This is a genomic window from Cellvibrio sp. QJXJ (genome assembly GCF_024452345.1).
In the GTDB taxonomy this organism is placed as follows: domain Bacteria; phylum Pseudomonadota; class Gammaproteobacteria; order Pseudomonadales; family Cellvibrionaceae; genus Cellvibrio.
Map to the genome: position 1 here is coordinate 3,590,502 of NZ_CP101662.1, position 25,876 is coordinate 3,616,377.

The 25,876-nt window shown below is 48.8% G+C and carries 19 protein-coding genes; 7 read left to right on the top strand and 12 right to left on the bottom strand.

All coding sequences use genetic code 11. From position 1 onward, the window contains the following. Positions 1-142: 142 nt before the first annotated feature. The 5 genes from NNX04_RS15550 to NNX04_RS15570 all read left to right on the top strand — a co-directional run bounded on the left by NNX04_RS15550 (position 143) and on the right by NNX04_RS15570 (position 8,879). Positions 143-2,860 carry a TonB-dependent receptor gene (locus NNX04_RS15550; protein ID WP_261946385.1) on the top strand — a complete coding sequence of 906 codons (2,718 nt, stop codon included), beginning with the start codon at positions 143-145 and terminating at the stop codon, positions 2,858-2,860. A gap of 166 nt (positions 2,861-3,026) precedes the next feature. Then, positions 3,027-5,555, top strand: a complete 2,529-nt coding sequence (locus tag NNX04_RS15555; protein WP_261946386.1) for a glycoside hydrolase family 88 protein — start codon at positions 3,027-3,029, stop codon at positions 5,553-5,555. A 118-nt stretch (positions 5,556-5,673) separates the two neighbouring features. Continuing rightward, on the top strand, positions 5,674-6,513 hold the full coding sequence (gene kduI, locus NNX04_RS15560; protein ID WP_007638710.1) for a 5-dehydro-4-deoxy-D-glucuronate isomerase: 840 nt from the start codon (positions 5,674-5,676) through the stop codon (positions 6,511-6,513). A 17-nt stretch (positions 6,514-6,530) separates the two neighbouring features. Then, positions 6,531-7,325: a gluconate 5-dehydrogenase gene (locus tag NNX04_RS15565; RefSeq protein ID WP_261946387.1), complete on the top strand. Its 795-nt coding sequence runs from the start codon at positions 6,531-6,533 to the stop codon at positions 7,323-7,325. Positions 7,326-7,772: 447 nt separating this feature from the next. Continuing rightward, positions 7,773-8,879 (top strand): Wzz/FepE/Etk N-terminal domain-containing protein, encoded by a 1,107-nt coding sequence (locus NNX04_RS15570; RefSeq protein ID WP_007638707.1) that lies wholly within the window; start codon positions 7,773-7,775, stop codon positions 8,877-8,879. A 22-nt stretch (positions 8,880-8,901) separates the two neighbouring features. On the opposite strand, the gene NNX04_RS15575 is transcribed toward NNX04_RS15570, so the two are convergent. Genes NNX04_RS15575 through NNX04_RS15600 form a run of 6 tightly spaced genes read right to left on the bottom strand, consistent with a single transcriptional unit; the run spans position 8,902 to position 16,086 of the window. Next, positions 8,902-9,774, bottom strand: a complete 873-nt coding sequence (locus NNX04_RS15575) for a dienelactone hydrolase family protein (protein WP_261946388.1) — start codon at positions 9,772-9,774, stop codon at positions 8,902-8,904. A 27-nt stretch (positions 9,775-9,801) separates the two neighbouring features. Beyond that, a complete protein-coding gene (locus NNX04_RS15580; RefSeq protein WP_261946389.1) occupies positions 9,802-10,464 on the bottom strand; it encodes a cytochrome b/b6 domain-containing protein in 663 nt (220 codons plus the stop codon). A 6-nt stretch (positions 10,465-10,470) separates the two neighbouring features. Further along, on the bottom strand, positions 10,471-10,962 hold the full coding sequence (locus NNX04_RS15585) for a c-type cytochrome (protein WP_261946390.1): 492 nt from the start codon (positions 10,960-10,962) through the stop codon (positions 10,471-10,473). Continuing rightward, on the bottom strand, positions 10,959-12,308 hold the full coding sequence (locus NNX04_RS15590; RefSeq protein WP_261946391.1) for an ankyrin repeat domain-containing protein: 1,350 nt from the start codon (positions 12,306-12,308) through the stop codon (positions 10,959-10,961). The genes NNX04_RS15585 and NNX04_RS15590 overlap by 4 nt, the downstream gene beginning before the upstream one ends. 21 nt (positions 12,309-12,329) lie before the next feature. Continuing rightward, complete coding sequence (locus NNX04_RS15595) at positions 12,330-13,685, bottom strand: DUF1552 domain-containing protein (protein WP_261946392.1); 1,356 nt, start codon at positions 13,683-13,685, stop codon at positions 12,330-12,332. After that, on the bottom strand, positions 13,657-16,086 hold the full coding sequence (locus NNX04_RS15600; protein WP_261946393.1) for a DUF1592 domain-containing protein: 2,430 nt from the start codon (positions 16,084-16,086) through the stop codon (positions 13,657-13,659). The genes NNX04_RS15595 and NNX04_RS15600 overlap by 29 nt, the downstream gene beginning before the upstream one ends. 505 nt (positions 16,087-16,591) lie before the next feature. Here NNX04_RS15600 and NNX04_RS15605 point away from each other — a divergent pair. Then, entirely contained in the window at positions 16,592-19,177 is a 2,586-nt protein-coding gene (locus tag NNX04_RS15605; protein ID WP_261946394.1) for a glycoside hydrolase family 3 protein, read from the top strand. Positions 19,178-19,259: 82 nt separating this feature from the next. Here NNX04_RS15605 and NNX04_RS15610 read toward each other — a convergent pair whose 3' ends face one another. Then, entirely contained in the window at positions 19,260-19,493 is a 234-nt protein-coding gene (locus tag NNX04_RS15610) for a TonB-dependent receptor (protein WP_007638689.1), read from the bottom strand. A 125-nt stretch (positions 19,494-19,618) separates the two neighbouring features. Between NNX04_RS15610 and NNX04_RS15615 the strand changes: the two genes are divergently transcribed. Beyond that, positions 19,619-20,683 carry a hypothetical protein gene (locus tag NNX04_RS15615; RefSeq protein ID WP_040391014.1) on the top strand — a complete coding sequence of 355 codons (1,065 nt, stop codon included), beginning with the start codon at positions 19,619-19,621 and terminating at the stop codon, positions 20,681-20,683. A gap of 276 nt (positions 20,684-20,959) precedes the next feature. On the opposite strand, the gene NNX04_RS15620 is transcribed toward NNX04_RS15615, so the two are convergent. The 5 genes from NNX04_RS15620 to NNX04_RS15640 form a co-directional block, all read right to left on the bottom strand. Beyond that, positions 20,960-21,565 (bottom strand): TonB-dependent receptor plug domain-containing protein, encoded by a 606-nt coding sequence (locus NNX04_RS15620; RefSeq protein ID WP_007638675.1) that lies wholly within the window; start codon positions 21,563-21,565, stop codon positions 20,960-20,962. Positions 21,566-21,789: 224 nt separating this feature from the next. Continuing rightward, a complete protein-coding gene (locus NNX04_RS15625) occupies positions 21,790-22,488 on the bottom strand; it encodes a DUF6445 family protein (RefSeq protein ID WP_261946395.1) in 699 nt (232 codons plus the stop codon). A 17-nt stretch (positions 22,489-22,505) separates the two neighbouring features. After that, positions 22,506-23,987 carry a tryptophan halogenase family protein gene (locus NNX04_RS15630; RefSeq protein WP_007638670.1) on the bottom strand — a complete coding sequence of 494 codons (1,482 nt, stop codon included), beginning with the start codon at positions 23,985-23,987 and terminating at the stop codon, positions 22,506-22,508. An 11-nt stretch (positions 23,988-23,998) separates the two neighbouring features. Next, on the bottom strand, positions 23,999-25,069 hold the full coding sequence (locus tag NNX04_RS15635) for a cupin-like domain-containing protein (protein WP_232283017.1): 1,071 nt from the start codon (positions 25,067-25,069) through the stop codon (positions 23,999-24,001). Beyond that, positions 25,035-25,790 (bottom strand): SapC family protein, encoded by a 756-nt coding sequence (locus tag NNX04_RS15640; RefSeq protein WP_040391286.1) that lies wholly within the window; start codon positions 25,788-25,790, stop codon positions 25,035-25,037. The genes NNX04_RS15635 and NNX04_RS15640 overlap by 35 nt, the downstream gene beginning before the upstream one ends. Positions 25,791-25,876 lie beyond the last annotated feature (86 nt).

Consider the following 25,876-nt stretch of genomic DNA (forward strand, 5'->3'; position numbering starts at 1 on the left):
TCCAAATATAAGCAGATGTCGCGCTTGTAGGCGTAAAGTTCTGTGATGTTTGTGAAAACTGCCAGCGCTACATTTAAGGATCGGTGGTGGCACAGCTCGTTAGCTCAATGTATTTATACACAATAAAAGATGGGGAATAGCTATGAGAAAATTTACACTCAATCCAATCGTATTAGCCATGGCGGCCAGTATGGTCATGCCTGTCACAGCGTTTGCGCAAGGTGACGACACTCTGGAAGAGGTTGTGGTAACCGGCAGCTTCCGTGACAGTTTGGCGAATGCAATTAATATCAAGAAGAATGAAAAAGGTTTTGTGGATGCGATTGTCGCTTCTGACATCGCAGAGTTTCCAGATAACAACCTTGCTGAATCCTTGCAACGCATTCCCGGCGTAGCCATTTCCCGCTCCGGTGGTGAAGGGCGCCAAATCACTGTTCGCGGCCTTGGCCCAGGTTTTACGACTGTTCGTTTGAACGGAATGGAAGCAATGTCAAGTACAGGTGGTACTGACTCTGTTGGTGGCAATAACCGTACTCGCGGTTTTGACTTCAATACTTTCGCCTCAGACCTGTTCAGCTCATTAACTGTGCGCAAAACCAACGCTGCAGAAGTGCAAGAAGGCTCATTGGGTGCAACAGTTGACTTAAAAGCGGCGCAACCTTTTGACTATGATGGTTTCACATTCTCTGCAACCGGTTCTTTGGGTTACAACGATTTATCTGAAGAAACCGATCCCGGTGCGGGCTTTATTGTGAGCAATACTTTTGCTGACGGTAAATTTGGTGCGCTCTTTTCGTTGTCTTATTCCGAGCGTAACGTTAAAGATGAAGGCTCAAGTACCGTTCGTTGGACTGATAATGCTTCACAGCGTTTTGGGCAAATTGAGGGTGTAGCTCAAACTGATGCAAGCCATCCTGCCAACGCCGCGTTCCGTCCACGTATTCCACGTTATGACTCTTATCAGCATGAAATGGAGCGTTTAGGCTCCAGTTTGTCATTGCAATTCCGCCCTACTGATTCAACTGAAATTAGCCTCGATAGTCTTTGGGCTAAATTCGATGCGAATCGTCAGGAAGTGTTTATGCAGGGCTCATTGAACCCCGGTGCTAACTCCACCAGCAATCTCCTTGATTATGCAATCGAAGGCGATACCTTGGTGTATGCTGATATCGCTGGTGCGCGTTTGTTGTCAGAAAATCGTTACGATGAGATGGCTACCGATTTTGCTCAAACTACCCTGACTCTGAAACAAGATTTCACCGACAGTTTCCGTTTGAATGCCATGATCGGTACCACCAAATCCGATTTCGATAATCCGATTCAAAATACTTTGCTGATGCAGGCAAATAACCAACGTTTTACTTACGATTACCGAGATTATAAAGACCCACTGTTGACTTTCGGTGATGCAGCTTATGACAAATCATCATGGGCTGTGACGGGCGTGCGCCAACGTCCCCAATCCACTATTAATGAAAATGATGCAGCGAATATTGCTCTGGAATTTGATTTCAGTGAAAATCTGACATTGAAAGCAGGTGCTGATTATAAAGATTTCACCTTCAGCACGGATCAATTTGCTTTCGCCTCTGAAGGCGCTAATGGGGTAAATGTTCAATCTAACCCAGAATTTATTGTTGAGTACGATTCAGGTTTGGGCGATGGCCGTCCGTGGTTGATTCCTAATCGTGGTTTGATTATGGATTCTTATAATCTGTTCGATTTGGCTTTGGTGCCAAACTACGGCAGCACTTACACCGTGGGTGAAGAGACAACTGGTTTCTTTGTTCAGTTAGATTTCAATTTCGACATTGCATCTATGCCAGTTCGCGGTGATATCGGTGTGCGTCGTTTTGAAACTGATCAAACTTCTAGCGGTTGGTTTAATGGTAATGTGCCCGCGACTCGCGATTACATCACTGTGGATCACGACTACTCAGATACCTTGCCATCGTTGAATGTCAGCATTGAGCCGATTGAAGATTTTCTGGTGCGCGCAGCCTACTCCGAGGGTATTTCAAGAGCTGGTCTGGGTTCAATTGTTCCTGCTGTTAACGTAAGTGTTGCTGGTACTAACCTTAACATTGCAGGCTCAAACCCTTTCCTGGAGCCAACGAAAGCAAAAAGCTACGACTTGGGTGCTGAATGGTATTTCACTGAAGGCGGCTTGATTGCGGTTACCTTATTCAAGAAAGAAATTGAGAGTCATGTTCAAACATTACGTTCTACACCTATCTATACACAAACTGGCTTACCTCTGCCGATAGAAGCGGCGGTAAACGCCTGTAACACCCAAGGTGCCTCTTTGGGCGGATATGGCGCAAACTGTAATGAAAACTTGCCGTGGAACTTCTCCGTGCCAGCGAATGGCCCAGGTGGAGATTTGGATGGTTACGAAATTAGCTATCAGCAACCATTTACCTTCCTTCCAGGTTTCTGGAGTAACTTTGGTTTTATTGGGTCTTTCACCAAAGTTGAATCCGATCTGGATTACCTGAGCACTACTGGACAGGTACAGGCAACCAAACCTTTGGTGAACCTGTCAGACGAAACTAGCAGTGCAACTCTTTATTGGGAAGACGATGTGTTCAGCGCGCGCGTATCGCTTGCGAGTCGTAGCGGTTACCTCACCAGCCCAATTGGTCGTGATGGTAATGAAGAGGAAGGCACTAACGAGACTACCAACGTTGATGCATCTTTCGGTTATCAGTTTAGTGAAAACCTCAAATTTACTTTTGAAGCATTGAACTTGACTGATGAAGTAGATGATCAGTGGGTTGGCTCCGAGAGTGAACAACGTTTGTCTTACTACCATTCCACTGGCAAACAATATTACCTCGGCGTTCAGTACAAATACTGATAAACCCCTGGTGATATAAACGCCAGAATGAACAGGGATGCCAGGCAACTGGCATCCCTATTTAGTTATCGGCGGTAGGATTTTTTATCGCGGATAATCAAATAAAACGATTGAATTCGTGATGATAAAAAATCACGACTTAATGACGCGACAAGAGGTGAACCACGTGAGTTTATTGTTAAACAGCCACCCGTTCCGCAAAAGCCTATTGAGTAAAACAATGGTGGGCGGATTTATCCTGGCAGCAATCAGCGGATGCTCCCCGGAACAAGCCAGCGAACAACAAACCAGTGCTGCAGCACCTGTGCAAGACAAGGCAGCGCAATATCAAGTAGCGACTGCAGAAATTAGTAACGCCAATGATTTTGCCTTGGCGCAAGAGCCAATTTATTTTTCATTTTATGATTTGGGTATCGATGCCAGCGACGCCGCAAAACTGGCGGTGCTGATGGGCGATCAACCCCAAGCCTCACAAACCGTCGATACCGATGGTGATGGCGCGCTGGACAGCTTGTTATTAGCGGCCGATTTTGCGCCCGCCGAGCGCAAAAATTTTATCATTTCCACCGATCCTGCCATTGCCAAACCCGCGCTGAAAAAACAAACCCAGGCGGAAATTTCCATCAAAGAAGGTGGTGAGTGGAATGGTAAAGTTTACGAAGGCGGCACCTTTAAAAATGTGGATAGCGTAAATCCACCGCCACAATATACCGACCACTCCTATTGGATTCGCTACGAAGGTCCCGGCATAGAATCGGACAAAGTGGCTTACAGGGTGTATCTGGATTGGCGCAACGGGTTTGATATTTTTGGTAAAAAAGTTAACGACGTGGTGTTGCAAAAGGTCGGCCTGGATGGCTACGACTCCTACCATGAAAATGCCGACTGGGGTGTGGATGTATTAAAAGTTGGCAAGTCACTCGGCATGGGTGGTTTTGGTTTTTGGAACGGAAAAAATGTGGAGCTGGTATCACAAACCGACAGCCGCTCCGCCACCATCACTAATAATGGCGATATTTATTCCGGTTTTAAAATTAATTACAACGGCTGGCAAGTTAACAATCAAAAATTGGATATGACCGCGCATTTTGCGATGACTGCTGGCAGCCGTTTGGTGAAAGTCAACCTGAGTAAAACCGAGCGTTTGCCGAATATGGCAATAGGTTTGGTGAAACACCCGGGCACTAGCTTATTGCAAGGTAATGAGCATGTCAGCGGTTACGCCTGGACTTACGTTGCCAGTTGGGGCAAACAAAGTTTAAGCGGTGCCGATGATCATTTGGGCATGGCAATTATTTTCCGTCGCGATGATCGCGCGGAACAAACACAAGACGAAACCTCTTATGTCTCCGTGATGAAAGATAAAGGTGGCCAATTGGAATATTACTTCCTCGCCGCTTGGGAGCATGAGCTGGACGGCGTAAAAACCGAAGCCGATTTTAAAGCCTATCTGGATCGCGAAGTATTGCGTTTAACCAAAGAACCGCGTGTGCGTTTTGAATCTGCACTTAGCGCCGAGGCCAAAAAAGTCCCGTTGACTGCGGAGACTGCTTTGAAATGGACTAAAGCCTTGGCCGACTCCGAACTGGAACGTAAAACCCTGAATTATCACTATCAAGGTTGGGATGAAAATCGTCGTCGCCCCGCCAAATTTGAATACGATATTGCGGGCTTGCAAATTATGGCACTGCAAGCGCTGAATGAAGTTAGCCCCGATACACGCTATGCCGAGGCTGCCGAAAAAGTCACCGGCAGTTTTGTAGCAGACGATGGCAAGATCCACACCTTCGAGCCGGATTTATTCAGCATCGACTTAACCAAACCAGGCGATGTGTTAATCCTGCTAGAGCAGCGCACCGGCGCGGAAAAATATCGCAAAGCGGTAGATTTTTTGCGTGAAAATTTAAAGCGTCACCCGCGCACCAGTGGTGGCGCTTTTTGGCATCGTGTTACCTACCCGAATCAATTATGGTTGGATGGCGTATACATGGGCATGCCCTTCCTCGCACAATATGCGGCGACCTATGAAACCGGCGAACAACAACACGAAAGTTTTAAAGAAGCGGTGCATGAATTTGTGATTGCCCGCGAGCAGCTGCGCAACCCGGAAACCGGTTTGTATTACCATGCGTGGGACGAATCCAAACAAGCGGATTGGGCCGATAAAGAAACGGGTCAAGCTTCTCAATACTGGCTGCGCGGTTTGGGCTGGTACGCCATGGCGCTGGTGGATGTGCTGGATTATTTGCCGGAATCAGAAACCGAATTGCGTAAAACCCTGATTGATATTACGCAAGAATTGGCTGCTGACCTGTTACGCTATCAGGATGCAGAGACCGGCACCTGGTGGCAAATTCTGGATAAACCCGGTGCCATCGCCAACTATCGCGAATCCAGCGGCAGTGCGATGTTCACTTATTTTTACGCTAAAGCTCTTAACAAAGGTTATTTGCCCGAGTCCTATCGCGCGGCGACAATGAAAGCCTATGAAGGTTTGATCAATGAATTTGTAACCCTGCACAAAGATGGCAAGATCAGCATGACCGATCAATGTCTGGTAGCAGGTTTAGGTTTTGGTCGCGACGGCAGTTACGATTACTACATGACCGAGCGTATTTTTGCCAACGATGCCAAGGGCAATGGCCCATTTATTTTTGCTGGCGTCGAGATATATAAATTACTTAAAAAACAATAATTATCCGCGTTTGCCTGCATGTTATTAATGCAGGTAAATGCATTGCTTCTATAGAGTGGATTACCATCAACCTGTGTTGCGCCCAAGGCGCAGCAGCTGAGAGACAGAAGGTTTTATTATGAAAGTATTAGAGGAACGTTTTGCAGTCCACCTGGATGACTACAAACATTACGACACTGAAAAGCTGCGTAAACATTTTTTAGTGGAGAATATTTTTACCGCCGACCAAGTGGAATTTACCTACACCCACTACGAGCGTTTGATGGTGGGCGGTGTTATGCCGGTGACTAAACCGGTGGTGCTGGAAACCTACGATCAGCTCAAAATGGATTTCTTTTTGGCGCGCCGTGAGTTGGGTGCCATTAATATCGGTGGCAGCGGTAAAGTGTCGGTAGACGGCGAAGTCTATGAAATTGGTACCAAAGAAGCGCTGTACATTGGTCGCGGTGCAAAAGACGTTATTTTTAGTAGCGATGACGCAAATAATCCTGCCAAGTTTTATTTGAATTCAACTCCCGCACACCAAACTTATCCTACTAAAAAAGTGAATAAGGAAAATAGCAAGGTGTTGCATATGGGCGCCGGTGATACTTGTAACGAGCGCGATATTTATCAGCTGATGATTAATACCGTACTCGATACCTGCCAATTGCAAATGGGTATGACTGAATTAAAACCCGGCAGCATTTGGAACACTATGCCAATGCACACGCACAGCCGCCGGATGGAAGCCTATTTTTATTTCAACATTCCGGATACTCACGCGGTATGCCATTTTATGGGCCCAGCGGAAGAGACCCGTCATATTTGGGTTGGCAATGAACAAGCGGTAGTATCACCACCTTGGTCTATGCACTCTGGTGTGGGTACCGCAAATTACACCTTTATTTGGGGCATGGCCGGTGAAAATATGGATTACACCGATATGGATTTCCATAAGCCCAGTGAATTGAAATAATTTTTTGAGAGAAAAACATGAATCATCCATTATTTGATTTAACCGGCAAAATCGCGCTAGTCACTGGTGCAACCCACGGTTTGGGTATGGCCATGGCGAGCGGCTTGGCAAGCGCCGGCGCCACATTGATTATTAACGGTAATTCCTCGCAGGAAAAAATCGACAACGCGGTTAATGAATATCGCGCTAAAGGTTTTAACGCTTTTGGTTACAAATTTAATGTCACTAATGAAGACGAAGTGATTGCTGCTGTTGATCAAATCGAAGCTGACCACGGCCCGATTGATATTTTGATTAACAACGCCGGTATCATCAAACGTACACCGCTGTTGGAAATGACACTGGAAGATTTTGAAGAAGTCATCAAGATTGATTTGACCGGTGTGTTTACTATGACCCGCCCGGTTGCGCGCAAAATGGTTGAGCGTCGCCAAGGTAAAATTATTAACATCTGTTCGATGATGAGTGAACTCGGCCGCAATTCGGTAGGCGCCTACGCCGCTGCCAAAGGCGGATTAAAAATGCTCACCAAAAATATGGCCACCGAATGGGCGAAATATAACGTGCAGGTAAATGGCATCGGCCCCGGTTATTTTGCTACCAGCCAAACCGAACCGATTCGCGTTGATGGTAATCCGTTTAACGACTTTATTATCAGCCGCACACCCGCGGGCAAATGGGGTGACCCGGATGACCTGCAAGGCGCGACCATTTTCCTCGCTTCCAAAGCGAGCGATTTTGTCACCGGTCAAATCGTTTATGTAGACGGCGGTATCCTCGCTACTATTGGCAAGCCGAGTAACGAAGCTTAACTCTTTTAACAAAACCAGAATGAATTACCCCTTTCATTCTGGTTTCTCCCGCAACAGCCGCCCCACAAGGGTGGCTGTTTTTTTAATATCCCCTTACGATTGCTCAAGTAAATAATGCAAACTTAAGCGCCAATTCTCGCTTTGTATTCACCATTTGTATTGTCCTCTCATTTGTAATCAAAAAAATTTTCGTAAGCACGTGTAGTTAAAATTCAATTACAATGTATTACTTTACAAGTTTTTACAGTAATCGAATTGTAATAAAGTTACCATCAGCCACTTGCTCAAGTGGTAAACTCACAAGGAATTTTGTGCATGCCTTTTAAAGCTTTGTTCAATTTCTTATCCAAAAATGGATAGAAAACCATCAGAAATACAAATTTTATTCCTGCTTACTGGTTACACCATCTTTCGGTTGCTAGGCCGATGTCGATATGAGTTATTGTTATGAATACCCATCAAAACACGTTTCAAAATCATTCCTATGAGAGAGAGGAAGAAATAGATTTACTTGAATTGTGCGCTACTGTTTGGCGCAAAAAATGGCTGATTCTTGCGCTAGTGGTTGTATCCGCAATTGCAACTGGACTTTGGTTAAAATGGCTGCCATCCACTTATAGGCTGGAGGTTTTATTTGACAGTACGTCCCCTTATGATATCCAGGCATTGCAACCAGCAATACTTTCTGGTGGCTCGCAGTATGCAGTTGCTCCGTTAAAAACTGAGGATTTTTATCAGGAGGTATTAATACAAGCGAGCTCACTCAACACTCAAAAATTATTTTGGGAGCGCTGGTCGCAGCAACCGCTATCAGAGGATCCAAGTATTGAATCCACCGCAAATGATAGAGCATTTAAAAAGTTTTTCATTTCTTTGGCGCTAACACCTCCGAATCCTAAAAGCCCAAATGTTACTCTCAGTCAAATAACTCTCGAGACACCAGCGCCTGGGCGTGACATTGAAACACTGACTGCCTATGTAGATTTTTTAAACAGACATGTGGTGGAAAAATTTGTAGCCCAACTTGAAAAAGCCTATGCATCCAACCTTCAACAATTAGATTTTGATTATCAAGCCCTTCAAAAGCGTGAGCTACAGAAGCTGGAGGATAATTTGCTCCAATTACAAGAGTCACTAAAACTCGCTCAATCACTGAATATTATTGACACACCCTATGAACAACTAACAGGTGTTGAATTAAAGGTTGTTGATGATCGTCAATACTTGCTTGGTACGCGAGTATTGTCAGAGGAAATAAAATCACTGGAGGCACGCCGTAAAGAGCAACTTAGCGCATTTTCACCAGAATTGCGGAATATGGAAAGTTGGAGAAATATTTTGGAGAATGATCTCAAAAAAATACGCACGCTAAAAGACGACGTTCAAGCATTTCGTTTGGCTGGACCAGTTGTTTCCTCATTAGACCCTGTTAAGCCAAAAAAATTATTAATTCTTTTAGGTGCGATATTTTCATCTGCATTTATTGGAGTTTTTATTGCGCTTGTTTCTCATGCAATAAAAAATTATCAGGCACGGCCAGAAAATAGATTTTAACTTTACTTTATTTAAAACGACGTTAAACCAGTGCCGCTTCAAACAATGCCAACAAACGACTCCAGGCGCGTTCGGCCTGCTCCTGGTGGTAAACGCGGGAATCGGGCGGGCACCAGCCGTGTAACGCACCGGCGTAGACTTCCACTTCGGCTTTTACTTTTGCATCGGCGAAACTTTTGCGTAACACATTTTTTGCTTCGACATCGCGCTGGTCGTCGTTTTCGGCGATGGCAACCAGAAATTGCGCATTGGTTTTTGGGATTAATAAATGCGGGCTGTCGGGCGAGTCACTAACTAAACCACCACCGTGGAAACTGGCGACGGCGCCGATGCGCTGCGGAATTGTTGCGGCGGTGCGAAAGGCGATAGCGCCGCTCATGCAATAACCCATAGTGCCGATTTTTTTGCTGCTATCAACAGCGGCTTGTTGATCGAGAAAACCGACAAAGGCTTTTGCATCTATCACATGGGTTGCAGGGCTGAGCGTTTTGGCGAGGGCGGTTACGGCGGTGCGCGTGGCTTCATCGGCATAGGAGGCACCTTCGCCAACCACCGGGGCTTTTTGGCTGCGATAAAATGGATTCACCACCAACACTGCATACCCGGCTTGGGCGAGGCGTTTGCCCATTAATTCAAACGCGGGGCGCAGGCCGAGAATATCCGGCCAGAGAATTACAGCAGGGTGTTTACCGCTGGCCGGGTGCACAAAATAACAATCAGCGCTGCCGTCCGGCGTGGTTACATTAACAGTGGCTTCGGTCACGCTCATAGCGTTGGCGCTAATGGGGAAATACATCGCCAAACTGGCGCCCACCATACCAGCTACAAATTGGCGACGGTTGAGCTGGCCTTGCGCGTAGCGTTCGCTGTCTTCTTGCGTCAGATCATCACACATGATTAGCCTCCTGTTGCAGTCGTGAAATTACATAATCAACCAAACCAGTGTAGCGGCAAAAACGATTCCGATAATTAAATGCGTTCTGCTCGCCCCTTGAATGGGCTCAGCGATGTGGGCTTTGCCGTGTACCATAGCGGCAGTTAAATTTTGGCGGCGCCATAACAAATAATAAATTACCGCAAGCAAATGCAACGCAATAAAACCCAGCAAGATATTAAAGGTAATTTCATGCCAGTCCGCCATTAAGCGGCTGGTTTTGAAACTGAGGTAATCGGCAAAAGGGCCACCATCAAAACCGTCAACATCGATGGAAAATAAACCCAAACCAATTTGCAGCAACAATAAAAATAGTAACGCGAGCGCGCTGTAACCACCGAGTGGATTGTGTCCCGCTGATGGCGGCACATCGCGCTGTGTTAAATTTTTAAAGTACTGAAATGCTGCTGCCGGTGTTTGCAAAAAATGGCTGAAGCGTGCGCTGCTGCTGCCAAAAAATCCCCAGTAACAGCGAAATAACACCACGCCGAGCAGCGCGTAGGCGCAGTAGCTGTGATACACAATGTCGTGATTTTCCGCCGTCCACCAACAGGCGGCGACCAGCAATACAATCGACCAGTGACAAATGCGCACTGGCCAATCCCACAAAGTTTTTTTGCTCAGTGTTAATTCAACTGCAGGCATGGTCATAGGCAATTAATCCACACGGAAACTGTCGTGACAGGACGAGCAGTTATCGCGCAGGGTGCCTAATTTTTTCTGCAGCGCCGATTTATCACCACTGCTTGCCAGTGAGACCAAGGCTTTGGATTCCACCATTAATTCGTTGCTAAGCGCATCAAACTTTTCTTTGTTTTCCCAAATATAAGCGCGTGCGTCGGTTTCCAAACCGGATTCCGGGCCGCTGCCCGCCGGAAACCATGTGGGTAATTTTTCGGCGAGCACCGACAATTCAGTTGCAGCACTGGTAATAGCGGCGCTATCGGGATTGCCACTTTTTAATTCATCGCGCAGGGTTTTCATTGCCGCGCCCATGTCTTTAAATCCTTCCTGCCGCGCGTCGATTATGTCTTGCTGAGCGTAAGCGGGTAGCTGTAAAAAAAGCAATGCGCTTAATGCGGCGGTTTTTACTTTCAATGGTGTTATGCAGGAAGTTGTTAATAATTTTTTGCAGATTGTAAGCATCATAGTTTTACCTGTGGCGATAACTGAAAAGCGGTGGCGAATTCGGGTTTTGCCCGGAAATCTTCAAGTTGGGCGATGGCCAGTGGCGTCTTGCCGCTGCTGTCCGCCAGATCAATCGGTGCGCCCTTTTGTGCGAGCACCAGCAACATTGCGCTGATTTGTTCCACCGTCATCGGCATATAAAAACTGTAACCCAGCAGTAAATGCAATGCGGTTTCGCCGCGCTTGTTGGTGGCTTTTACGTCGGGCGCCAAGGACAGTGCCAAGGATAATGCGCTGGCGTTACTGCGCACGGCGGCCAGTACCAGACTGGTGCCGTCCTGCGCGCGGAAGTTGACATCGGCACCGGCGGCAACCAGGGCGCGCATGATCGCGGTATCGCCCAGCTCCGCCGCCAACAGCAGCGGGGTTTGCGGGTAGGTTACGTAGGGACGGCTGGTGAAGTTCACTTCATAGCGCCACACCACCGCCGAGGTACCGGTGAGTGCATTGGGATTGGCGCCCTTGGCGAGCAGCGCGTTTACTAACGGCAATTGGCGATGACGCACCGCCGCATGCAGTAATTGGTTGCCGTTGCGATCAATGGCATTCAGATCCACACCGCGCTGCACAAGCTGTTCTGCCACCACAAATTGCTGTTGGTAGATGGCCATTTGCACCAGGGTGGTTCCATCGGGCGCGACGTAATCAGCATTGGCGCCCGCTTCCAGCAAGGCCAGCGCGGTGTCTGGTGTCTTGCTGGTCAGTGCAAAAAACAGTGGGGTAAAACCTTTGGCGGTGGTGCGGTTGATCCCTGCACCCTGGTTGAGCAACAGTTGTAGGCTTGCCAATTGGCCCTTGGCCGCCGCCCACATCAGCGGGGTTTGGCCCGTGTCATCGGCGGCATCCACTGGCGCGCCCAGCGCCAGCAAGCGCTTTACCATGGCGACGCTGGAATTACCGGCACAGAGTGCCAGCGGCGAAATACCGCTGTTGGTGGTGCGCGTGACATCGGCACCCGAGTCTAACAAGGCGGCGACAATCGCTGGGTCGCCGCGTTGGCAGGCAACTACCAGTGGGCTGAAACTTTGCGGCTGGGCATCACCCAGATCAGCCTTGGCGCCCTTGGCCAAGAGCAGCGCAACCAGCGCCGGATTTTGCGTCTCCACCGCCCAGGCCAGTGGCAATGAACCGTCGGCACGCGGCTTATTCAGCTTGGCACCCTGTTTAAGCGCTTGCGTTACCTTGGCGGTGTCGCCCGCGTAGATGGCGCGCATCAAGGCGTCATCGGCCGAGTCGGCCTGTGCACTCATTGACACAGTGGTCGAGCAGAGCGCGGCCGCTAAGGCCAGCAGAGGGATTAACTTCACATAAACTCCTGATTCGTATTGCTAGGCATAGAGCGCTTGCAGCGGCCCGGTGCTGTCGCCAAAACTTTCTGCGGGCACACCCATTTCGTGCATGAGCGACAACATCAGGTTGCTCATGGGCGTGTCTTTGGGTTGTTGTATGTGCCGCCCGCCGCGCAGGCCGCCGCCGGCGACGAGTGCGGGCAAATCCATATTGTCGTGTACATTCGGTTCACCCAGACTCGCGCCGCCAAATACGATGGTGCTGTCGAGCAGGGTTTGCGCGCCGTCGGCGGTATTGCCCAAACGCTCGAGCAAATAGCCAAACTGCGCCATGTGGTACTGGTTAATTTTGACCAGCTTGGCGATTTTGGCTTCATCGCCGCCGTGATGGCTGAGGCTGTGATGGGAATCGGGTACACCGATTTCGGCGTAGGAGCGGTTGCTCAGTTCGCGCCCCAGCATAAAGGTGCTCATACGTGTCATGTCACTTTGCAGTGCTAGTACCTGCAGGTCGATCATGATGCGCACGTGCTCTTCAAAATTCTGTGGAATACCCGCAGGCAAAGTCAGCTGACTGGTATCCACCTCTTGGGTTTGGCGACTGGCTTTTTGGATGCGCTGCTCCACGGTGCGGATGGAGTCCAAATACTCCTCCAACTTGCGGCGATCATTCATGCCCAAACGCGGCGAGAGGCGCGCGGCATCCTCCAAGACAAAATCGAGAATACTGGCCTTGGTGGCCAACTGGGCTTGGCGACTGTTCTCGTCTAACGCGCGGGTATCGCCAAACAGTCGCTCAAACACATCGCCCGGTTTTACCGTGACCGGCATAGGCGCGGTGGGGCTGCGCCAGGACAAGGTATTGGTGTAAGTGCAGCTGTAACCCACATCGCAACTGCCGAGCAGGCTGGGCGGTTCGATGCCCAATTCCAGCGAGGCGAGCTGTGTGTGTTGACCAATGTGGTTGGCGATGACCTGATCCATGGAGATGCCGCAGTAAATGTCGGCGCCCTCGGTGCGTTTGGGGTGCGCGCCGGTGAGATAGGCGCCGCAACTGCGACCGTGGCTGCCGGGGCCATCGCCCAGCGCATTGGCGTTGTAGTGCGCCAAGCCAGTGATCACCGCAAACTTATCGCGATGGCGTGCAATGGGCTCCAGAATCGGCGTGATCGCATAGCCGCTGCCCGCCAGTGCCGGGGTAAATTCGGGCATACGCAAGCCGTTGGGCATATAAAACACGCTCAGTTTTTTCGGGCGATTTTCCAACACCGTGTTGGCCAGCGCCGAGGGAATCAGCGATTCCATCACCGGTAAACTGATGGCGGCGCCCAAACCGCGCAGCAAACTGCGGCGGGACAACAAGGCGTTAGTGAACTGCGGCGGTCGTTTTTTCATGGGCTGGCACCATTCGGTAGTTGAAGGGTTCGCTGGTTAAGATCCCCAAAATAATCTCGTGCATGGGGTAGTTGTTGGCGCGGGCGGCGCGAATAATCTGGCGCACCTTGGGCTGGTCGTTGGCTTCCAAACCCCGGCCCAACGCGTAAATCATCAAGCGTTCGGTAAAGGCACCGGCAAATTGCTCACGGCTGTCCATCAACACATCCTGCAGGCCGTACAGGCCCTCAAAGGCGCGGCCATCGGGCATGGCGGTGGTGACATCAATCGGGCGACCGGCGTCCAGTTCACGCAGGCGGCCAATCGCATCGTATTTCTCCAGCGACAGGCCAATCGGGTCCATGCGCACATGGCAGGAGTGGCACGCCGGGTCTTTGCTGTGCTGCGCCAACTGTTCGCGCGCATTAAGTGCCTTGCCGCTGGTGGATTCCGCTTTCAGTGCAGGCACATCCGGCGGCGCGGGCGGCGGTGGCGCGGCGAGTAAATTGGCCAGTACCCACTGCCCGCGGCGCACTACCGAGGTGTGGTTGGCGTAGGAGGTCACGGTGAGAATACTGGCCTGCCCCAAGAGCCCGCCGCGCATGGAATCCGGCGCCAATTGCACCCGGCGCAACTCCGGGCCTTTTACCCCGGCGATGCCGTAATGCGCTGCCAAACGCTCGTTGAGGAAGGTGTAATCGCTTTTGAGGAAGTCGAGAATGCTGGCGTTGTTGCGCACAATCGAACTGAAAAAGAGCTCGCTTTCACGCTTCATGGCAGCGCGCAAGGGCACATCAAAATCGGGGAATTCCTTCACGTCGGGGCGATGGAATTCCAGGTTGCGCAAGTACAACCACTGCCCGGCAAAGTTCTGCTCCAGCGCCAGTGCGCGGTCATCCGTCAACATGCGCGCGACTTGCTGTTGCAGCACTTTTGGTTGGCGTAACTTGCCTTTTTCGGCGAGGCGCAATAACTCCTCATCGGGCAGGCTGCTCCATAAAAACAGCGCCAGCCGCGCGGCGTATTCCATATCGCTAATGCGATGCACAGTGCCGGGTGCGACATCCACCGGGTCGCTTTCATGGAGGAACAAAAAACTGGGCGAAACCAGCATCGCCTGAATCGCCGCCGCTATGCCCTGTTCAAAACCGCTATTGCTCTGGGCTTGGCGATAAACCTTCATCAAGCGTTCAATATCATTGGCCTCCAACGGGCGACGATAAGCCTGACGCGCCAGCTTGCCGAGGATCTTCTGCGCGCAATAGTTTTCGGTAAAAGGCCAAATGCCGGGCGTGCAGCTGAAGATTTTGGCGCGGCTAGGCGTGGCACCGGGGCCAGTAACCGCGTAGGGGCCAGCGACATTGATCTCCAATACGTCGCGCGGGAAATTGTGCTGGGCGTAGCGCGGCGACATGTAATAGGACGGCACCTGAGTGCTACCCACACGCGCGCCATCCACCACAAAATCCAACGTCAGGTTGGTGGGCGGCGCACTTGGCAGCGGCACTTCCTCGGTGGTATTGCGCAGGATTTGCACCCGCTCATCCAGCGCCAGATCTTTGCGGAAAGTCAGGCCAATATGGTGCGCGCCCGCCGTCAGTGGCACGCGTAGGCTCACACGATTGTCCTCCAGCCGGTCCACCTCGTTGTTGGTGTTGGCATTGAGATAACCGCTAATTTCGTACTCGCCGTCGTGTGGCGCGTAATACGCAAATACCCCTCCGCCGCGTGAATCCAGCGGCAAATAGTGGCTCATGCGCTCGTCGTAAGAGGGCACGCCCTGATTGAGAATCGAACCGTCTTTGGGTAATTGATAAGTGGTGGTATAGGGCTGATCCGATCCCAGCCCGACTGCCAAACGGCTTACTTTGCCCGCCACGGCGAGGTAGCGATCCATCAGCACCGGCGAGACCGAAAGCACATCGGCGATATTGTCAAAACCATAACCCGAGTCATCGGCGGGCAGGGCTTCGCTCAGGTCCTGATTGATGTGCAGCAAATCGCGCACCGCGTTGCTGTATTCATTGCGATTCAAGCGGCGCAAGGTCGCGCGGCCGGGGTTGGGGTTGGCAGCGGCGTAACCATCGAGCGAGCCCTGCAGCCAATCGATAAAACCGTGCAATTCTTCATGGCCGGGTTTGGGGCGGCTGGCGGGCGGCATTTCACCGCGCTGGGTCACGCGCAACACGCTCTCCCAATCGGCCAGATTCATACCCTTACTCACATCGTCCAGCGCCACATCGGAGAGCGTCCAGTTGCCCGCCATGCGTTCATCGTTATGACAGCGGGCGCAATGTTTTTCCAGAAAGGCTTCGGCATCGTCGCTGCTGTGTGGGGCATTGGCGAGCGCAACACTGCTGCCGCCAGCACTTAACAGCAGGGCGACGCCGAGGCGCAACAAAGAGGGTGGAATGGGCATCATAGGCATGTGACTACTGGCGTTGGATTGGGCGACAAAGGTATCGCCAGAGAAATAGCAAAACCCAGTCCAATTTCATGACCAGTTAGTCAGTATTTTGTTAATTTATGTTTTTATTCTTATTATTCAGTTGGTTGTAGAGGTTTATTTATTAGCCTGTTGCGCAGGTGGCGATGACATGAGCTTGGTAACGAGTGCACGGTGGGCGGGCAGTGGTGCAGGGGTTGAACCAAATCTGGGCACCACAGGCCGCCCTGTGATCCCTAATTTACCCGGATCAGGCGTTTAGGACAGTGTTTGAGCAAACCATCATAAAAAGTAAAGTTGATTCGCTAAAAACCGGCAAAATGCTACCTTTATAAGGCGTGCGCCTTCAGCGCAACCACCGCTGGCACGCGTAAACACTGGTTTTCGCATGGATGAATATTATTTTAATTAACAGCGACATCCCCCTGGCGCGAACAATCCGTTATCTCTTTTCTGGTTCGTTGAATAGGTCATACCCACTATGAACAATAACTTCGCTCTTCGTGCACTCTTGCCCGGTGCGCTGTTGCTCTCGCTGCTCGCGGGTTGCGACGCCAAAAAAACGGAAGCTCCCCCTGCCCCTACCGAAGCGCCTGCTACAACGGCCGCCAAGGTTGAATGGCCGGCGATTGCCAGCGCTGTCAAAAAAGACCCGGCGGTAGAGGCGCGTATCGATGATTTGCTGGCGCGCATGACCCTGGAAGAAAAAATCGGCCAGCTGGTGCAGCCTGAAATCAAATTCCTCACCCCGGAGGATGTAAAACAGTATCACGTGGGTTCAGTGCTCAACGGCGGTGGCAGCACGCCCGGCAGCAACAAATACGCGCCCCTGGAAGACTGGGTCAAACTGGCCGACAGTTATTACAACGCCTCGGTCGATACCTCTAACGGTCGCATTGGCATTCCGATCATGTGGGGCACTGACGCCGTGCACGGATTGGGCAATGTGATTGGCGCGACCTTATTCCCGCACAACATCGCGCTGGGTGCGACCAATAACCCCGAATTATTGAAAGAGATCGGCCGTGTGACCGCCGTGGAAATCGCGGTGACCGGTCTGGACTGGGACTTCTCACCCACCGTTGCCGTTGCGCGCGACGATCGCTGGGGCCGTACCTATGAAAGCTGGTCCGAAGACCCGCAAATCGTGGGCGCCTTTGCCGGCAAAATGGTGGAGGGTTTGCAAGGTGAAGGCGATACCGAAAACTTCCTCACCAATAACCACGTAATCGCCACTGCCAAGCACTTTATTGGCGACGGCGGCACCCTGAACGGGGTGGATCGCGGGCCAACCCAGGGCGATGAAAAAGAACTGCGCGATATTCACGGCGCCGGTTATTTCAGTGCGCTGGAGTCCGGTGTGCAGGCGGTCATGGCCTCCTTCACCAGCTGGGACGGCACCCGTATGCACGGCCATAAATACCTGCTGACTGACGTGCTCAAAGGCCAAATGGGCTTTGATGGCTTGGTGGTCGGCGATTGGAGCGGTCACAGCTTTATCCCCGGTTGTACGGCGGTGGATTGCCCTGAATCGCTGATGGCCGGTCTGGATATTTACATGGTGCCTGAGCCTAACTGGAAAGACTTGTACAACAATTTGGTGGCGCAGGCCAAATCCGGCGAGATTACCGCCGAGCGTTTGGACGATGCGGTACGCCGTATCCTGCGGGTGAAAATCCGCGCCGGCCTGTTTGAAAAAGGCGCGCCCTCTACTCGCCCACTGGCTGGCAAAAAAGAATTGTTAGGCGCACCTGAGCACCGTGCAGTCGCCCGTCAGGCAGTACGCGAATCGCTGGTGATGCTGAAAAACAAAAACAAACTGCTGCCCTTGGCGCGCAACCAGAAAGTATTGGTCGCGGGCGATGGCGCGGACAACATCGGTAAACAAAGTGGCGGTTGGTCAGTCACCTGGCAGGGTACGGGTAACGTCAATTCCGACTTCCCCGGTGGCACCTCCATCTACGCCGGTATCAATGAAGTTGTCAGCGCCGCTGGCGGCACTGCCACCCTGAGTGTGGACGGTTCCTTTAGCGAGAAGCCCGATGTGGCGATTGTGGTATTTGGTGAAGACCCCTACGCCGAAATGCAGGGCGATGTGGGCATGCTCGCCTACAAACCACGCAACCCCGCCGATTGGGAGCTGCTGAAAAAACTCCGCAGCGAAGGTATCCCGGTGGTATCGCTGTTTATCACCGGTCGCCCACTCTGGGTAAACCGTGAACTGAATGCTTCGGACGCGTTTGTTGCTATCTGGCAGCCAGGTACTGAAGGCGCCGGTGTGGCCGATGTGATCTTTAAAAATGCCGAAGGTGAAATCAACCACGATATGAAAGGTCGCCTCAGCTTCTCTTGGCCAAAACACCCGGATCAAACCCCGCTTAACAAAGGCGATGCCAATTACGACCCCTTGTTTGCCTATGGCTACGGCATGAGTTACGCCGATGAAAACACCCTGGGTGACAACTTGCCGGAAGACGGCCCCAAAGCCGCCGAAGCCATGGATGTGATGGAGCTATTTAACCGTCGCCCGATGGACCCATGGCAGCTGGAAATTATCGGCTTCCAGAATGATCAGATGCCAATGAACAGCAACACCGTGAAAGCCTCATCGCTGATGATTCAAGCGGTGGATCGTGAAGTACAGGAAGATGCGCGCCGTGTAGTCTGGAACGGTAGCGGCCAGGGTCAGGTGGCGCTGTCCGTTGGCAACCGTCAGGACTTTATCAACTACGTTAATAGCGATTCTGCCTTGGTATTCGATATCAAAGTAGACGCGGCACCGAGCGCTACCAGCTTCCTGCGTTTGGGCTGTGGCTCTTACTGTGCGTCCGACATCGACCTGACTGAAAAACTCAAAGGTTTTGCCGGTCAGGGTTGGCAGACAGTGACAGTACCCTTTAGCTGCTACCCGAATGCCGGTGCGAACTTTGGTATCGCTCAGCCGCCAGAAGAGTATTGGACCCAAGTCCTCGCCCCCTTCTCGCTGGTCACCGCCGGTACTTTGGATATTACCTTTGCCAAGGTCAGCGTAGTCAAAGGTGCGGGTAAAGATGTAACCTGCCCATAACCAAGGCTGATTGCCCTTAAACAAAAACCCCCGCATGGCAACATGCGGGGGTTTTTGTTTTGCGGGGTTTTAACTGAGAGGCTTAGAAGCTTGCTCTCACGCCCAGTGCGTAGCGGCCTACACCTTCGCCGACGTAGAACATGTGGTTCTGTTCGCGGCCGTGGATGCGGGCGCCTTCTTCGGTGACGTTGATGCCTTCGAGGAAGATACTGACGTTGTCGCTCAGGTCGTAGCTCATGGAAATATCGATTTGTGAGTAGTCTTTTTCGGAAGAGAAAACGTTATTTTCAATAATGTCAAAACGTCCATCTTGCATACTAGAATATAAGAGTGTCTTGTGGGAATATTATTGCGCTCGAATATAAATATATTTGAGTTAGATTTTTTCCAAAATTTGATTTTTCTTCAATAAACTAATTAAATTTTAAATGGAGTTTAATAATGAAAAAGTGTTTTTTACTTTGTTTATTTTTCTTATGTAACTTTTCATATGCTCAAACAAGCGACGAAATTTTAGCCAGTATTTTTGCAAAGGCCCCACCAACTTTCTGTAATGGAGGTAAGGCAATGCAAGGTGTAACGATAGGCACCACTTGTAGTGCATATGGAGATCAATGTCGTTTTGATTTTTCTTCATTCATGGATTCTCTAAGTTTCTTAACTGCTGATGTGGGCCGATATCAACTCATAAATGAGAAAATTACAATTAAAGGTGATGGTAGATGGGGAGTTGATAGAGGTGAGAGAGTGCATTTCTTCGATTCTATCGGAGGTTATCGAGGAAGCGATAAAGCGAATACCGAAGGTAACGCATACAAAAGCTATATCCTCACAAGCAATTATCCTATTAACGATCCCATACAAGCATGGGTAATGCGATGGAGTGTTAGAGGTATACCATCACCGTCAATAAACTATCAGCAGTTAATGATAAATCAGCAGTATTACGAGCAGTATGGCCCTTATGAGAAAATTTACCCTCCCAAGGCTGGTGATTCTACTAATTATGGCTCTTTCAGTGGTGAGTATTACTGCTCTAAGAAAGAATTTTTCCTTCAGCGAAGACCTTATATTGGTCCAAATGGTTTTTCAGCACCATTTAATTTTTCTGGATTTTTATATGCGAGATTTCCTTATGGAATCCCTCTGTATTATGAGCTTGATTGGAACTCTAAGGCGATAAAAGAAAACCGAGCAGCGAAAATTACTCTTTATGCCTCGACTAGTAGTCACGGAAAGAGAACAGTATCTACTATTAATGTAACACAACAAAAAGGAACTGTTGCCTTATCACCAAGTGGCTATATTCTTAATGATGGCTGGATTACTTTTTCAGCAGAAATTAACGATGGTGTGTTCTCAAGTGGGGAAATTCAACTTGGTAAGTTTTTATATATAGAACCAATGCCGCAGCAATGTGGAATTGATTGTCCTGAATCATTAGGGTGGTATCGAGGCCAATGTCAAATTACAAAAGCTTCTTGCTACTACAAGGATTGGGATTAAACTTGGTTAAAATTGATTTTTTTTGTTTTCGACGCTACGCACGAATATAAATCGAAGCCCTTATTGAATATTTAGTTCATGCGATGCAAGTGAGTGTAGATTGATCGATAGATTAGGCTGCATAAGAAATCCCCGCCGGAAAAACCGGCGGGGATTTTTTTGATTTGTGCGTTAAGAGGTAGGAATTTAATTTTTATTTAAACACTAGATGCTGCGCAATATTTCTGTAAAAATTCCAGATGAGAAGGTATTTTTTCAATAGTTTTAAAAAAATTTTCACGCCACTGAAAAATTGTCATTGAACTTGGTGCTAATCAGGCCAGAAATGGCGGGAGTAATGTCGTCCAGATTGGTTTCATTCAAGCCTTTTACCGAACCGGCAAACTTGGTGCCCAAGTCCAGCAGTTTGGCGGTTTTTACATTAATAGTGGCACCGATGCCGCCTGATTGCGTCGCGGCGGTTGAGGTTTTGTACACCTCTACGCCACTCACCATTTCCGCCGCCACCGTGTCAAAGTTAAAACCACGGCTGGCGTTGGGGTTAGGCATTTGGCGGCCATTAAACAGCACGGTATTGAACTGTGGGCCAAGGCCGCGCACCGTCACTTGACGGCCTTCACCGCCGCTGCGGTCAATTGATACACCGGTAATACGCTGCAGCGATTCAGCAAGGTTGGTATCGGGGAACTTACCGATATCTTCAGAGCTAATCGCATCCACCGCGTCGTTGGAATCGCGCTTGGTATCCAGCGCACCTTTTAAACCCGCTTTGTAGCCGGTGACCACAATTTCTTCCAACGCCTGATCTTGCGCCTGCGCGCTGGCCGCTATGGCAAGGGTCAGCAAGCTGACTGAAAAGAGTGGATTGGTGTATTTATTCATAGAGTTCCCCGTGTTGTTTTATTGTGAGTACCAGGCGCCGACATAAAACGAGGCTCTATTTATGAGCATTCTGTTTGTTTGGTGCACTTGTATATATGTTTCGGTTGTGGATGTTATTGCTTGTATACAAGTTGGTCAGTAGCAGCAGAAAAGGAAAGTAAGGACGGGATTTTGAAGCGCGTATGAATCCGGTGAAAAATTTCATAGCAAACTAAAAATCAAGACTATCGCTTGGAATATATGAATGAATTTAACGTTAGTCGGCCGTTGAGGGGGTCTGTGCTGAAATTGAAATCTGGCGCTATATTGCCAGAGTGTAAAATATTGGAGGGATAAATAATCATGCGGTTGAACATGGCATCTACGCTTGCTATTTGTTCAAAATAATTACTTGAACCATTCATGTAAGCTTTTTTTTCAAATTCCAGCGCACCTTCATTCACTACTGAATGTTTGTAGTGATCGATAGTTTCGCTGGTAATTTTTTCATAACCGGTTTTTCTATGCCGATATAGTGATGTGCCGCCTTTTTCTTTTCCGCAGAGATAATGGACGCAGGCAAGATCACCACTCAAATAGGAATCAATGTGAGGAAGGCATTGGGGTGGATCTAACTTATCAGGCGGCGTCATCACCATAGAGTAAAGCGATTTACACCCGGCGATTTTATCGGGTGTTAAATCAAATATATTCTCCAGTAGCTCCGCTAGGTAATGATTAATCGCGTAGAGGTAGTCACGCGGGGCTGCCATTCGTAGCCCCGGATAAAAATTATCTACTCTGTTGAAGCTTGTGTTTTTTATACAAAAATCTATCAGTGATTCAGCATCGCTGAGAAAATTATCAATGACCAATAGCGGCGTTTTTTCTTGACCAACAAGATAAAACTTATAATCAAGAGCTGGATGCAACTTATATTTCATTTGTCTTAGACCACCCATTAGGCCCGACGGCAGAACTCTTCAATAAATTCCTGATGCGACGGCAAAACAGCAAGTTGATTATTTATGTCATTAGCAAGCCCACCCAAAAAGGCGCGCAATTGTACCTCTGGCATTAAATCTACTATCGGATGATAACCGTCAGGCAGTATGCCTTGACCAAGCATAACCTGAGTCCAGGAATCCAAACGAAATAACTCTCCCTCGACTTGATTAGACCTTCCATTTTCTTTGAATAACTGTATTCGATGTCGCAAGTCTTCAGGCACGCTCATCTCTTTACAGTAACGCCAGAAGGGACTGTCATCCCGTTCAGTCGCTTTGTAGTGCAAAATAATAAAATCCCTGATGCGCGCAAACTCACTCTCAGCTTGAGCATTGTATTCATCCACCGTAGATTGGTTGATTTTTCCATGGGGGAAAAGCTGCAAAATACGAGTCACTGCCGTCATAATCATGTGAATGCTCGTAGATTCCAACGGCTCAAGAAAGCCTGAAGAAAGCCCCACTGCAATACAATTTTTATTCCAGGCTTTTTTGCGTCGCCCGGTTTTAAACTTAATCACCTTTGGCTCAGTGAGAACTTTGCCATCCACCGCGTTTAATAACATCTGCGTGGCTTCGTCATCAGACAAATAGGGGCTGGAATACACAATACCATTGCCAACGCGATGCTGTAGCGGAATTTTCCAGCGCCAGCCAGCATGATGAGCAATAGAGCGAGTATAGGGTAGAGCTGGCGATGTTGATTCTGTCTGCACAGCGATGGCCCTGTCACAGGGCAACCACTGCCGCCATTCTTCGTAGCCAGTTTGCAGTGTTTGCTCAATTAACAGGCCGCGCATACCTGTACAGTCAATAAATAAATCGCCTTCAATTTCCTGCTGCGATTCCAAAACAATAGTACTAATAAAACCAGTCTCAGAGTTAACCCGTACTTCCGCTATTTTTCCTTCAATGCGCTTTACGCCACGCACCTCTGCGCGCTCACGCAAAAATCGAGCGTATCTACCAGCATCCAGGTGAAACGCATAGTTCATCTTGATTTGATCAGTGATTGCAAAGCGCTCTTCCAGAGCCGCTTTAAACTCCAGACAATAATCGCCAAAAGGCTGTGCAATACCCAAACGTTGGCCTCTAAGCCAGAAATGTATGAAATCGGTAACTATTGTTTGCTTGCCAGTCACCCCAAAAGAATGGAAATATTTCTCGCCAATTTGTTTCCAGTTTTCAAATTGGATTCCTAGCTTGAATGTAGCGTTGGTTGCAGCAACAAATTCTTTTTCATTAATACCAATTAATCGATGGAATGTCCTCATCGGTGGAATAGTGGCTTCGCCGACACCAATAGTGCCAATATCTTCAGACTCAATGAGTGTGATATCCAATATCTCACCCATTTGATGGGCAAGCGCAGAAGCAGTTATCCAGCCTGCTGTACCTCCTCCGGCAATAACGACTTTCATCATCTTTTCTGACATTTCTGTTCTCACTAGCGATTCAATTTATTAATAAGTAAAGCTCTAAGCTTTCTCGATTCCAAACGTTCAAGAGGTTTTAAAAAGCCATGCGCTTCAGCGGGAATATAACTATTAGCTGTCTCAGCGCCATTGAAGATGTAATGATTAAAAAGCTGCTGCCATCCATGCCGCTCATGTGCAGACTTATCTCTAATACCTAGCATCGCCGCATAAAGAGCATTCATGCCAGACATCAAAAAACTAGGTGCGTCGTCCCACCAGTAATTTACCAAAATATTATATGGCGCCAAGCTTTCTACATGATGCCACCACATGCTGGGAAGGTATAACGCATCGCCAGGTTCGAGCTCAGCAACCAGCGCATTTTGCAGCGCAGTTTTAAATCGAGGGAATTTTTCAAAATCTGGATTTTTGAAATCGACCAAACTAATCACTTGACCACCGGGGGTAGGCTCTAACGGGCCAGGGTATAGATTGGTAACTTGATCCGGAGGGAAGATAGTGAAACGCCGCTTACCTGCAACACAACAGGCGATGTTGTCCAGGGCATCAAAGTGGCAGGTCGCTGTAGTGGCTGCTCCAATCCAGATGCTGACGCGTTCTTTCATTGCGTCAGGGTGCATGGTGCGCGGTATGGTTAGATTATTATCCTGCAAGAGATTTGGAAAATGGGTGTCGATGATATTTGAAGCTATATAGTAGGCAGGCTCATCGACCTTGCCAGCGCAATCCAGAATCGCTTCCAAGGTATCATCGATGCGCCCTTTAAAGCTTTCATAATCCAGATCAGTACAATTGCTGTTGTAAAACATTCTGCCGTTATTCTCAGGTGGTATTTTACAAACGATGCTGGTATTTCCATTGTAAAACTGCTTTAAATAATCAACAGAATATCGATCAGAAATTTTCCCTGCTTTGACTAAGGGCCAATCACCGACCAACTGTTTAAGAATTACTGGCTCCGCTTTGGCAACAATATCCTTGGGAATGGTGGATGATGTTAAGCCTTGCAATACTCTTACTGATCTATGACTAGTCAATTTTTCCTCAACCACGCAAAAGTTTGGTGTTTTTCCATTCAATCAACTTCTTGAAATTAGACATGGAAGCTATCATAAAATAAGCCGCCTGAAGGAAGCCTTTTCGATTCAATTCTTCAAGTGCTACGCCGTTCAAGCTAGCAAGCTTTTCCAGATTAATGGTTTCGTAACTACTAATTTTTAGTTTATCTTGATTATTAAATTCAATATCTAAAACAACAGGCTCAAGCAATTCATACTTGGTAAAAGATTCGAACATTCGCTTCGTTAAAGGAATGCCATCGTTAATAACTTCTAATACCCTTGAGACGTGATTTAAGTAGGGGCTATTCCCCCCGCGCTCTAAAAATAGTTTTTCTCCTGCCCCTCTCATCACTTTAGGGTGATTCATATCTACCTGTACCAATGGGCTAGGGGTTTCTACACCTTCAACCATCTCACGTTTTAAGCCAATAGAAAATGGGCCTCGCGCCATAACCGCTGGCACATAATTGGCATTCCAGCCTACATTTTTTTGATTGCTTGGGTCGGAATCCACCAGGAACAAATTTTCATTTTTCTCAAAGCCAAAAAAAACTGTCGCTTGGTACTCTCCACTTTCGGTGTTTCTACGACACAAGATTGGATATTCTTTTTGCACATCAGAAAATTCCGTGATGTACGTTAATGTACCTGTTATGCCATCACCCAGATCAGCTGAAAACTCAGGATTAACCCCTAAATTTTCATGTTCGATATTATTTAATACTTCCATTTTCCGCATATTGATCACCATCAATTTCTTTTTACTATTTAGTTGAGTAAAACAAAAAAGAGCCGCCTAAGCGACTCTTTTTTTTGAGATAACCT